The sequence below is a fragment of the Bradyrhizobium sp. GW821-FHT13H05 genome (assembly GCF_058804065.1).
The window spans coordinates 143,229-155,732 of the sequence record NZ_JBXAPO010000004.1 but is presented as its reverse complement, the minus strand read 5'-3'; the positions used below and the strand labels follow the sequence as shown (position 1 = coordinate 155,732).

Genomic DNA, 12,504 nt, shown 5'->3' with positions numbered 1-12,504 from the left:
GTCGTGGCCACATTCAAGGCGATCCGCATCGACAAGGCGGACAAGGGCACCACCGCCACGCTCGCGCAGTTCGACGAAGCCGAGCTGATGGAGGGCGACGTCACCGTCCGCGTCGAATGGTCGACGCTGAACTACAAGGACGGCCTGGCGCTGACCGGCAAGGCACCGGTGGTGCGCCGCTTCCCGATGATCGGCGGCATCGATTTCGCCGGCACGGTCGAAGCCTCCTCGCATCCGACGTGGAAGGCGGGCGATAAGGTCGTCTGCACCGGCTGGGGCATGGGCGAGACCCATCTCGGCGCTTACGCCGAGAAGGCGCGGGTGAAGGGTGACTGGCTGGTCGCGCTGCCACAGGGGCTGTCGGCGCGCGATGCGATGGCGATCGGCACCGCCGGTTTCACCGCAATGCTCTCGGTGCTGGCGCTGGAAAAGCACGGCATCTCACCGAAGAGCGGCCCCGTCGTGGTGACGGGCGCAGCCGGCGGCGTCGGCTCGGTCGCCATCGCCGTGCTGTCCAAGCTCGGCTACCACGTCATCGCCTCGACCGGCCGTGCCGCGGAGGCGGACTATCTGAAAGAGATCGGCGCGACTGAGGTTATCGACCGCAATGAACTGGCGGCGCCGGCAAAGCCCCTCGCCAAGGAGCGCTGGGCCGGTGGTGTGGACAGCGTCGGTTCGACCACGCTGGCGAATCTCCTGTCGATGACGAAATACGGCGGGGCGATCGCGGCCTGTGGCCTCGCGGCCGGCATGGACCTGCCGTCTTCTGTCGCACCCTTCATTTTGCGTGGGGTGTGCCTTCTCGGCATCGATTCCGTGATGTGCCCGATCGAGCCGCGAAAAGCCGCCTGGCTGCGTTTGGCATCCGATCTGGATCGGTCAAAACTATCTGAAATCACTCACGAAATTCCGCTCGACGAGGTTCCGGAATGGGGCGCGAGAATCCTGGCCGGCCAGGTCCGCGGTCGCATCGTGGTAAAAATTGTCTAACGGCGTTCAGACTTTACCAACCAAGCTGCTTCAATGTCGCCATGGTTAGTATGGTAAGCAGCGGGTAAAGAGATAAGGCATCGCCCGCGCTGGGGTTGGTTCGGAGTAGAGCATGCTTGCGCGTATTGTGTTGGGGGCTGTCACGGCGGCAGCGACGTTGGCGCCGGCCATTGCTGGAAGCATGAATGCCGACGAGGCGCGCCGCTTCGTCGCCGGCAAGGTGTTCGCGTTCACCTGTTTCGACGGCACCCGCGGCGCAGGCCGCATCCTCGACGACCTCGGCGCCGCCGGGGCCGTGCAGTTCTCGGGCGCAGGCCCGGTCAAGCATCTCCGCCTGCCCGGCAACACGCTCCAGATCCGCGGCCAGAACGTCTGCGCCTCGATCAAGGGCATTCCATTCGAGCCCTGTTTCAACCTTGAAAAGACCGACGATCGCAGCTTCCGCGGCTCGGTGTCGGGCATGGGCTTCGCCTATTGCGACTTCCACCACCAGGGCGGCAACCAGATGCTGATGGCGCGCGCCGTGGCGCGCCCGCGCTCGCTGCGCTCCTCGGAGCACACCGGGTCGGTCAGCACGCCGAACACCGAGGTTGCCGCGCGCGTGGAGACGCCGCGTGTCGAGGGTAGCCGCCTCGAGCCGGTGAAGTCGGAAGCCAAGTCGGAGCCTGCCAAGAACGACGCTCCGCTGGAACTGCGCCGCTCCACCCAGTGAGTTGCTGCGCGGGACGATCCGCACCTTTTCGTTGAAGACATCCACCGCGCACGAAGCCGCCGCGCCGTAGTCATACGGACGGCGTCTTTCATGCGTTGGTAGCTGTTCGCGCCCCAGTTTGCGCACGGCCGGGGGGCGCGGCCCTACAAAAGGGTTCAACGATGTCGCTGTACTTCTTCCGCATCAGCACGGGCCGCTATTCCGGTGCCGCCGATCAACCGTACGAGTTCGAGGATCGCGCCGCCGCGTGGACCGAAATGACTGAGGTCTGCGCCAATCTGCTCGGCGGCATCTCGCGCAGCCTGAAGCCGAATGCCAAGTGGAGCATGGAGCTGCTCGACGAGAATAAGGAGCCGGTCTTCCGCATCAGCATCGTGGGGGAGGCGGTGAGCTGACACCGCCGCGAATGACGGTGCGGGCGTTAACGAACGCGAAGCATGCAAATCCGCGAAGCTTCATTCCGCTGCGCGCGCAAAGTGTGGAAGTCTGCCGATTTGAGCGGCGTTGTCCGTACTTCTACCCAAGGCATGGGGGTCGCACTTAACGTTAATGAGCAACCTGCCGTTCTAGCCTTCTGGGGATGTTCACGCGCTTCGTCGCGGCAATGCATATCTCGGAGATAGTTCGATGTCGTTCATTCAGAACCTGCGCATTGGCACCAAGCTCGCCATCACCTCCGCGCTGACCATCGGGCTGGTCGCGCTGATGATCTATCTCCGGATGAGCGGAGACGCCGAGGTTCAGAAGCTCGGCAATGGAGCATCGGGACAGCAGACGATCGCGCAAAACGCCGCGGAAGCGAAGGCGTCCGTTCGCGGCATGCAGATCGGCATTCGCGACATCCTGACGTCCAGCTCGCCGGCCGAGATGCAGAAGGCCGTCGCCTATTTCAACGACCGGCAGACGGCGGCCCTGAAATTCTCAGGCGAAATGGCGCGGCTCTCGCACTCGCCCGAAAACCACAAGCGGATCGATCGCCTGACCGTGCTGATCGGCAATTTCAGCAAGGGCGAGCTGCAGATCGAAGCCATCCGTAAGCAGGAACTCGCGCTCGACGGGAAGAAGGACAGCGAAGCGGCGGCGCAGATCGCAAAACTCGTGGCCGAGATCGGCGCCATCCGCAAGGGGACGCTGGTGCCGATCAACGAAGAGATTTCCGAGCTGACCAACCAGATCACCGACTTCGCCAAGCAGAAGAGCGTCGAGGCGCGCGCGGAGGCGGAAGCCGAGGCTGCGTCGGTCGCCCGGACGTCACTCGTTGTCGGCGTTCTGGTCGCGCTGGTCCTGATCGGCGCGTGCATCTTCTCCGTCTTCAGCATTGCCCGGCCGATGCGTGCGCTCACGGCAGCGATGGAGAAGCTCGCCGGCGGCGACTTTTCCGTTGTGCTGCCGGGCCTCGGCCGCAAGGACGAGGTCGGTGAGGTTGCCGGCGCCGTCGAGAAATTCAAGATCGTATCCGAGCAGAAGGCGCGCGAGGAAGCGGCAGCCAAGATGCGCCAGGATCAGATTGCTGCCGAGCAGCGCAAGGCCGAGATGCACAAGCTCGCCGACAGTTTCGAAGGCGCCGTCGGCGAGATCGTCGGAACGGTGTCATCGGCCTCGACCGAGCTCGAGGCATCTGCCACCACGCTGACCTCGACCGCCGAGCGCACGCAACAGCTCACCACCGTGGTTGCGGCCGCCTCGGAGGAAGCTTCCACCAACGTCCAGTCGGTGGCGTCGGCGACGGAGGAGCTGTCGTCGTCGATCACGGAGATCAGCCGTCAGGTGCAGGAATCCGCACGTGTGGCAAGCGAGGCCGTCGGTCAGGCTCGCACCACGACCGAGCGCGTCAGCGAACTGTCCCAGGCCGCGACGCGGATCGGCGACGTGGTCGAGCTGATCAACACCATCGCGGGTCAGACCAACCTCCTGGCACTCAATGCCACGATCGAGGCCGCGCGCGCCGGCGAGGCCGGCCGCGGCTTTGCCGTGGTGGCCTCCGAGGTCAAGGCGCTCGCGGAGCAGACCGCGAAGGCGACGGGGGAGATCGGCCAGCAGATCGCCAGCATCCAGACCGCGACGGAGTATTCGGTCGGGGCCATCAAGGACATCAGCGACACCATCGAGAAACTGTCGGAGATCTCCTCGACCATCGCGGCGGCGGTGGAAGAGCAGGGCGCGGCGACGCAGGAAATCTCCCGCAATGTGCAGCAGGCGGCGGAAGGCACGCATCAGGTATCGGCCAACATCACCGACGTGCAGCGCGGCGCGAGCGAGACCGGCTCGGCCTCCTCGCAGGTGCTGTCCGCCGCGCAGATGCTGTCCGGCGACAGCAACCGCCTCAAGTTGGAGGTCGGCAAATTCCTGGAGACGGTGCGGGCAGCCTGATCCAGTTCCAGCCTCGCAGTCCGGACGGTGGATATGTAAGGAGACCTGTCGCTAAACCCGTGGTTGTACGGTTGTCTTTCTTAAGAGACTGGGAATCCTTCAGAGAGATGCTTTACCGCGATTTAAGCATTTCCGAGAGCCGCCAATGCATTTCCTGGGTCGTTTCCGCATCCTCACCAAGATTCTTGGCATCGTTGCGCTGCTTTGCGCGATCGCCGCGAGCATTGCCTATATCGGTGTCTCCGCGCTCGCGGAGCTCAACGGCAAGGCCGACGCCATGTCGAGCGCGGCGCGCCGAGCCTTGTCGGCCGCGCGTGCAAATCAGAACGTGATCGCTCTCAATCGCGCGGAATTTCGCAGCGCGCTCGACCCTCGCGATGAGAATCGCCGTTCCGCACACGAAGTGATCGACGCGCAGCTCAAGCAATACCAGGAGCGGCTCGAGCATATCGCCGGGACCCGTGACGAACAGGCCCTGGCCATGTTGCCTGCGGTACGTGAGGCCTTCTCCGCCTACAAGAGCCAGCTCGATGCGACCATGACGGTCATCGAGGGCGAGAGGTCCGCGAAGCTGAGCGATAGTGCCGACAAGCTGCGCGATACCGCGATGAAGAGCAGGGCAGCCGCCGAAAATCTTCAGGCCAAGATCCGCGCGGTGGCCGATCGCCTGAATTCGCGGGTCGAGGAGAAGACGCGCGAGGCGCGGGAACAATATGAGTCCACCTCGCAGCTGTTGATCGTGCTGGCGGCTATCGGCGTCATTGTCGGTGGTGTGGTTGGTTTCGTGCTCGGCCAGTACGGCATCGCCGCGCCCATTCGCAACATCGTCGGCCTGCTCCAGGAGCTTGCCACGGGCAATTATTCGGTCGAAGTTCGCGGCCTCGATCGTAAGGACGAGGTCGGAGAGGTCGCCAGGACGGCCGAGGTGTTTCGCGAGAATGGTCTCGCCAAGCTCCGCATGGAGGCCGAACAGAAGGAGAGCGAGCAACGCAGCGCGGCGCAGCGGCGCCAAGACATGCTGCGCCTCGCAGACCAGTTCGAGACAGCTGTTGGCGAGGTGATCGAAACCGTGAGCTCGGCATCCACCGAGCTCGAAGCATCCGCGACGACGCTGACTTCGACCGCCGAACATGCGCAGCAACTTGCGACTGTCGTGGCCTCGGCCTCCGAGGAGGCGTCCACCAACGTCCAGTCGGTGGCGTCGGCGACCGAAGAGCTGTCGTCCTCGATCACCGAGATCAGCCGTCAGGTACAGGAATCCGCGCGCGTGGCGGGCGAGGCAGTCAGCCAGGCCCGGACCACGACCGACCGTGTCGGGGAGCTGTCCCAGGCGGCGATGCGGATTGGTGACGTGGTCGAGCTGATCAACACCATCGCCGGCCAGACCAACCTCCTGGCACTCAACGCCACGATCGAGGCGGCGCGTGCGGGCGAGGCCGGCCGCGGCTTTGCCGTGGTCGCCTCCGAGGTCAAAGCGCTCGCTGAACAGACCGCGAAGGCGACGGGAGAGATCGGCCAGCAGATTGCCAGCATCCAGACCGCGACGGAGTATTCGGTCGGGGCCATCAAGGACATCAGCGACACCATCGAGAAACTGTCGGAGATCTCCTCGACCATCGCGGCCGCGGTGGAAGAGCAGGGGGCGGCAACGCAGGAAATCTCCCGCAATGTGCAGCAGGCGGCGGAAGGCACCCACCAGGTCTCGTCCAACATCACTGACGTGCAGCGCGGCGCGAGCGAGACCGGTTCGGCGTCCGCGCAGGTGCTGGCGGCGGCGCAGTCGCTGTCCGGTGACAGCAACCGCCTCAAGCTCGAGGTCGGCAAGTTCCTGGGCACCGTTCGCGCGGCGTAGGAGTCGCCGCATGATTGACGAGGCAGTTCGTGAGATCATCTGCCTCGTCAAGCGGCCGGCTGCAAAGGCGAACGATGGGCAGCTCAAGCTGAAATTCGTAACTTGTTCGTGAAATTGGTATTTCAGTGTTAATTATTTGACTCAAGATCTCCGTATTACTCCGGAGGGTGCGTTAATCATAACAGGGAACTCTGCCGCTAGTTTCTCTGGCAGGGGCGATCAGCGTCCAAGTGGCCGGCAAGACTTGGCTGCGTGTTTCCTTTGCGAAAAACGGACCATGTCGAGCCTCGCCCAGAGTCAGCAAACCCGAACCAAGGTCGCCGGCGCGTCGAGCCGGCTTGGATACATTCGAATCGGCACGATTTTGCCAACCATCATCGCAGCGCTGGTGCTGCTGGGGTTGTCTTCGGCTGGATTCATTGCCTACCAGGCGATCGTCAAGAGGCAGGAGTCCGAAGCATTCCTGCGGGTCAATCGAGTCGCGCAGCTGCTGTTGCGCAGCGCGGGACAATGGGCGATTGAGCGCGGCATGACCTACGTGGCGCTGAAGTCTCCCGATGTCATGACCTCCGAGCGTCATGCCGAAATCGAGAGGGCACGCGCGATGGCGGACGAGGCCTTTCGCGAAGCTCTGCTTGATATTGGTTCGATTCCCGAAATGGCGACCGAGCAAAGGCAGGTTGCGGACGCGGCGGCGAAGTTCGAGGCACTGCGCGTGTTGCGCGAGAAGGTCGATGCAAGCCTCTCGCGACCGCGCGTCGAACGCGCGCCTGACGTGGTAGACGGCTTCGTTCCGATGATTACCGACGTCATCGACGTTGCGAGCAACCACTTGCGGTTGACGCTTGAAACCCTCACCAGCCCACCTGCGGCAAGGTTGGTGCAATTGATCGGCTTGCGGCACCTTGCAGCTCAGATGGCCGAGAACGCCGGAAGGGAGCGCGCCATGCTGGCGGTGGCTGTCGGGGCGCATGCGAAACTCGGCACTGAAGGCTTTCAACGTCTTTCCGCGCTGCGGGCGAAGGTGGAGCTCGCGTGGGATACGATATTGCCAGTGCGACTGCGCCCGGATCTGCCAGCGCAGATCAGGGACGCGATGATCGAGGTCGAGAAGATCTATCTCGGCGCCTATGGCGAGACGCGCGCGATCACGCTCGCCTCGGGCGACAGTGGAAACTACGAGATCACCGGCTCCGAGTACTTCGCGCGGGCCACTGCCGGCATCAATGCGGTGCTGAAGCTCGGCGAAGCCATTGGCGTCGCCGCCGGCCGTGAAGCCGCCATGCAGGCGGAAGCCAGCACGCGCAACTTCATGCTTGCGGTTCTGTTGCTTTGTGCTTCTCTTGTGCTCGCGGGCCTCAGCTTCTGGATCACCTTCTCGCGGATTCTCAATCCGCTCTCAGCTATTTCGGGCGCGATGGGCCGGCTCGCCAACGGCGACTTTGGCACCACAGTGCCCGGCACCAGCCGAGCTGATGAGGTCGGGGAGATGGCGCGTACGGTCGAAGTCTTCAAGCAGAACGGTATCGAGGTCGAACGCATGCGCAGCGAGCAGGCGGAGGCCGAGAAACGCGCCGCCGCGCAACGCAAGGCCGAGATGCGCAAGCTCGCGAATGACTTCGAAGCTGCCGTCGGCGAGATCGTCGACACCGTCTCCTCGGCTGCGACAGGGCTCGAGGCTTCGGCGTCGACGCTGACCTCGACGGCGGAACGTGCAAAGGAACTGACCACAATGGTTATGGCGGTCTCCGGGGAAGCATCCACCCACGTGCAGTCGGTGGCCGCAGCGACCGAAGAGCTGTCGTCATCGATCACCGAGATCAGCCGGCAGGTCCAGGAATCCGCGCGGGTGGCGGGCGAGGCGGTCGGCCAGGCCCGAACCACGACCGAGCGCGTCGGTGATCTGTCCCAGGCGGCGACGCGCATTGGCGACGTGGTCGAGCTGATCAGCACTATCGCCGGGCAGACCAACCTTCTGGCGCTCAACGCCACGATCGAGGCGGCGCGTGCGGGTGAGGCCGGCCGCGGCTTTGCCGTGGTGGCTTCCGAGGTCAAGGCGCTCGCTGAACAGACCGCGAAGGCGACGGGCGAGATCGGCCATCAGATTGCCAGCATTCAGACCGCGACGGAGCACTCGGTCGGTGCCATCAGGGACATCAGCGATACCATCGTAAGACTGTCGGAGATCTCATCGACCATCGCCGCGGCGGTCGAGGAGCAGGGGGCCGCGACGCAGGAGATTTCCCGCAACGTCGCGCAGGCCTCGCAAGGTACCCAGCAGGTGTCGTCCAACGCCACCGACGTGCAGCGCGGCGCGAGCGAGACCGGCTCGGCGTCCGCGCAGGTGCTGTCGGCCGCGCAGTTGCTGTCCGGCGACAGCAACCGCCTCAAGCTCGAGCTCGGCAAGTTCCTTGACACCGTACGGGCCGCCTGAGGGCGGCCGTCCTCACCCATCACGTGGACTGCAACCGCCGCGCGAGGATGCGCGGCGGATCGCATGCGTTTGAAGTTGGATGCCGCGTTGCGAAGAGCTGCACGGTTAACTTTCCGGAAAAGCGACGCAGGCATGATCTCCGCAATATTCCGGGTGCCGAGTCCCCCTCCCTGTATTGCGTACCGAGCGTTTTGGAGCACATTCAATGAGCGGCCTTTCCATTCGTCTCACCCATAAGGTCATGGCGATAGGACTGCTCGGACTGCTGGGTCTCGGCGCCTTCGGCGCGATCTATGAGGTCGGCAACCTCTCCCAGGATGCGTCTCGCAACATCGCCAACCGCGCTCGGGCGATCGCGGATCTCGACAAGCAGCTCTCGATCGAGATGCTGGAGGCCCGTCGCAACGAGAAGAACTTTCAGCAGCGCCGGACCGAGAGCTATGCCAAGGCGCATGCCGATCTGATCGGGCCGATCAACCGCGATTTCGACGAGGTCGAGCGGCTGATGGCGGCGGGCGGGATGAGCGCGCTGTCGGACAAGATGAAGTCGGCGCAGGATGGCTTCAAACGCTACGCTGCGGATTTCAATGCGCTGGTCGCCGCCGAAATCAAGCTCGGGCTGAACGAGACGCTAGGCCTGTCCGGCTCGCTCCGCGCCGCGGTGCACGAGATCGAGGCGAAGCTGATGGAGATCGACAATCCCAGGCTGACGAACTGGATGCTGACGATGCGCCGGCACGAGAAGGATTTCATGCTGCGGCGAGATCCCAAATACGTCACCGAACTGAAGAAGGCCGCGGCCGAGTTCACGAAGGCCATGGAAGCCGCGGCGGTGCCTGCCTCCGTCATGGCCGACATCACAGCCAAGCTCCAGAAATACCAGTCCGAGTTCGTGACGTGGGCCGAAACCGCGCAGCAGAGCGCGGCTTATGATGCCGGCATGATGAAGACCTTTCGCGAGCTCGAACCTGCGATGATCGAGGTTCGGACCGCCGTCGATGCCATGTACAAGCAGGCCGACGCCGCCGAGGCCGCGACCCGCGACGCTGTGCGCCTGTGGATGATGATCGCCTTCGCCGTCACCGTCGTCGTACTGGCGTTGGTCGGCTTCCTCTTGGGACGCTCGATCTCGAAGGCGCTGTCCGGCATGATCGGCGCGATGACGCGGCTCGCGCGCGGCGAATTGTCGATCTCCGTGCCCGGCGTCGGGCGCACGGACGAGATCGGCGAGATGGCCGGTGCGGTCGAGGTGTTCAGGACCAACATGGCGGAGGCCGAACGGCTGCGCGCCGAACAGGCGGAAGCGGATGCGCGTGGGCGCGAACAGCGCAAGGCCGACATGCAGCGGCTCGCCGACACGTTCGAAGGCGCGGTCGGCGAGATCATCGAAACCGTATCGTCGGCGGCGACCGAGCTCGAGGCCTCCTCCAACACGCTGACGCGGGCCGCCGAGCGCGGCAACGGGCTTGCAACCGCCGTGGCGACGGCCTCGGAGGAGGCTTCGGCCAACGTGCAGTCGGTGTCCTCGGCAAGCGAGGAGATGACCTCATCGATCTCCGAGATCAGCCGCCAGGTGCAGGAATCGGCTCGCGTCGCCGACGTCGCGGTCGGGCAGGCGCAGCGCACCAATGCGCGTGTCGCCGAGCTGGCGAAGGCTGCCTCCCGCATCGGCGACGTGGTCGAGCTGATCAACACCATCGCCGCCCAGACCAATCTCCTGGCATTGAACGCCACGATCGAGGCGGCGCGGGCGGGTGAGGCCGGCAGGGGTTTTGCCGTGGTCGCGTCCGAAGTGAAGGCGCTTGCCGAGCAGACCGCGAAAGCCACGGGTGAGATCAGCCAGCACATTGGCGCGATCCAGACCACGACGGAAGACTCCGTCGGCGCCATCAAGGAGATCGGCGACACCATCGCGCGGATGTCGGAGATCTCGTCGACCATCGCGGCCGCGGTGGAGGAGCAGGGCGCCGCGACACAGGAGATCTCCCGCAACATCCAGCACGCCGCGCAGGGCACCTCGGAAGTCTCGGCGAATATCGGCGACGTCCAGCGCGGCGCCGGCGAGACCGGAGCCGCCTCGGCGCAGGTGCATTCGGCGGCGCAGTCGCTGTCACAGGAGAGCAACCGGCTGAAGAGCGAGGTCTCCCGCTTCCTGGACTCGGTGCGGGCGGCGTGAGGGCGTCAGTCGTCCTGCTTGAGCCGCATATTGCGGTGCGCTGGTGCGGCGCTGCGCGATGTCTGCTGCACTGCAACGCATGATTGCGGAACATGTAACGGCGGTGGCAGTGAATTCCGTAGTTTCACTAGGTTCCTGTTAACGCCTGTTTGCAACTATGGGCGCAATCTTACCGGACAAAAACCAGCCAACATTGTTGGAATGCCCCCGTCCTGTCGTCCGTCGTGACGATTGCGGCGCGGATGACTTATGCGTTGCTAGGGATTCGGGATTAGGTGTGATGTCGAAATTGTCGATCGTCTTCAAGCTTCTGACCGTGTTGTCGGTCCTCGTGATCTCGCTCGCCGGCGTTGGCGTGACCGCGATCGGGACCATGCAAAACATCAACTCGCACACGGTGGAGATCGCAGAGAGCTGGCTGCCGAGCGTGCGTGCGCTGGGTTCTATCCGCGCCGACGTCAACGAGTTGCGCGTCGCACTTCGTCTGCATCTGATGCAGGACACCGCCGAGGGCAAGGAAGCTGCTGAGAAGCGCCTCGCCTCGCTGCAGGGGCGCATCGACCAGACCCGCAAGGTCTACGAGCCGTTGATCACCTCCGCCGAGGAGCGCTCGCTCTACGGGCAATGGACCAGGGCATGGGCCGAGTATCTGAACGGCGTGCAGGACGTGATGGCGCTGTCGCGCAAGAGTGTCGGTAAGTTCCCGACCGATGCCAATGAGATGTTGCAGACCAAGGTCGCGAAGATGGCGCAGGCCGCCGATCCCTTCCTCCAGAAGGGCATCGAGATGAACAACCGCGGCGCCGAGCTCGAGACCAGGCAGGCGGCCGACAGCTACGCCATGATCTTCCGCGTGCTGGTCGGCATCATCGTGCTCTCGGTCGTGATTGCGATCGGCGCCGCCTATTATCTGGTGCGCGATGTCTCGCGCGGCATCGCCTCGATCATCCGTCCGATGCAGTCGCTCGGCGAAGGCGACCTCTCGGCCGAGGTGCCGCATCGCGGCGAGAAGACCGAGATCGGCTCGATGGCGGACGCGCTCCAGATCTTCAAGGAAGCCCTGATCGCCAAGAAGGCCGCCGACGAGGCCGCTGCGGCCGACGCCGAAGCCAAGATCGAACGCGGCCGCCGCGTCGATGCCATCACCCGCAAGTTCGAAGCCATGATCGGCGAAGTCGTCGGCACCGTCTCCTCGGCCTCGACCGAGCTCGAAGCGTCGGCATCGACGCTGACCAGCACCGCGCAGCGCGGCCAGGAGCTCGCGACCGTGGTTGCGGCGGCGTCCGAGGAAGCCTCCACCAACGTTCAGGCGGTCGCCTCCGCCTCCGAGGAGCTGTCGTCCTCCATCACCGAGATCAGCCGCCGCGTGCAGGATTCGGCGCGGATGGCCGCGGAAGCCGTCGAGCAGGCGGCGCGGACCAACGAGCGGGTCAACGCGCTGTCGCTGGCCGCCTCCCGCATCGGTGACGTCGTCGAACTCATCAACACCATCGCGGGCCAGACCAATCTGCTGGCGCTGAACGCAACCATCGAGGCGGCGCGCGCAGGCGAGGCCGGTCGCGGCTTCGCCGTCGTCGCGTCCGAGGTCAAGGCGCTGGCCGAGCAGACTGCGAAGGCGACCGGCGAGATCGGGGCGCAGGTGTCGGGCATCCAGGCGGCCACGCAGGAATCCGTCAGCGCGATTCAGGAGATCGGCGGCACCATCGAGCGGCTGTCGGAAGTGTCCGCGGCGATTGCTGCCGCCGTCGAGGAGCAGGGCGCGGCCACGCAGGAGATCTCGCGCAACGTCCAGCAGGCCTCGATCGGTACGCAGGAGGTCTCGGCGAATATCACCGACGTGCAGCGCGGCGCGATCGAGACCGGCGAGGCCTCGGGCGAGGTGCTGTCGGCGGCGAAATCGCTGGCGACCGACAGCACGCGCCTCAAGGTCGAGGTCGCGCAGTTCCTGGATTCGGTCCGCGCGGCCTGAT

Annotated in this window: 8 protein-coding genes; all 8 read left to right on the top strand. The window is 64.7% G+C overall.

Features of this window, described 5'->3' with window-relative positions; genetic code table 11:
- The first annotated feature begins 3 nt into the window (after positions 1-3).
- The 8 genes from acuI to AC1RR3_RS14040 all read left to right on the top strand — a co-directional run bounded on the left by acuI (position 4) and on the right by AC1RR3_RS14040 (position 12,503).
- A complete protein-coding gene (gene acuI / locus AC1RR3_RS14075; RefSeq protein WP_492823478.1) occupies positions 4-990 on the top strand; it encodes an acrylyl-CoA reductase (NADPH) in 987 nt (328 codons plus the stop codon).
- Between the two features lie 112 nt (positions 991-1,102).
- Positions 1,103-1,702, top strand: a complete 600-nt coding sequence (locus tag AC1RR3_RS14070; protein WP_492823476.1) for a hypothetical protein — start codon at positions 1,103-1,105, stop codon at positions 1,700-1,702.
- A 161-nt stretch (positions 1,703-1,863) separates the two neighbouring features.
- Positions 1,864-2,097 (top strand): DUF6894 family protein, encoded by a 234-nt coding sequence (locus tag AC1RR3_RS14065; protein ID WP_492823474.1) that lies wholly within the window; start codon positions 1,864-1,866, stop codon positions 2,095-2,097.
- Positions 2,098-2,329: 232 nt separating this feature from the next.
- Positions 2,330-4,072 carry a methyl-accepting chemotaxis protein gene (locus tag AC1RR3_RS14060; protein ID WP_492823472.1) on the top strand — a complete coding sequence of 581 codons (1,743 nt, stop codon included), beginning with the start codon at positions 2,330-2,332 and terminating at the stop codon, positions 4,070-4,072.
- A gap of 145 nt (positions 4,073-4,217) precedes the next feature.
- Positions 4,218-5,924 (top strand): methyl-accepting chemotaxis protein, encoded by a 1,707-nt coding sequence (locus AC1RR3_RS14055; RefSeq protein ID WP_492823470.1) that lies wholly within the window; start codon positions 4,218-4,220, stop codon positions 5,922-5,924.
- A gap of 277 nt (positions 5,925-6,201) precedes the next feature.
- Positions 6,202-8,358 (top strand): methyl-accepting chemotaxis protein, encoded by a 2,157-nt coding sequence (locus AC1RR3_RS14050; RefSeq protein WP_492824220.1) that lies wholly within the window; start codon positions 6,202-6,204, stop codon positions 8,356-8,358.
- Between the two features lie 205 nt (positions 8,359-8,563).
- On the top strand, positions 8,564-10,534 hold the full coding sequence (locus tag AC1RR3_RS14045) for a methyl-accepting chemotaxis protein (protein WP_492823468.1): 1,971 nt from the start codon (positions 8,564-8,566) through the stop codon (positions 10,532-10,534).
- 280 nt (positions 10,535-10,814) lie between these two features.
- Positions 10,815-12,503, top strand: coding sequence for a methyl-accepting chemotaxis protein (locus AC1RR3_RS14040; protein WP_492823466.1), 1,689 nt, complete (start codon positions 10,815-10,817; stop codon positions 12,501-12,503).
- Position 12,504: the final 1 nt, after the last annotated feature.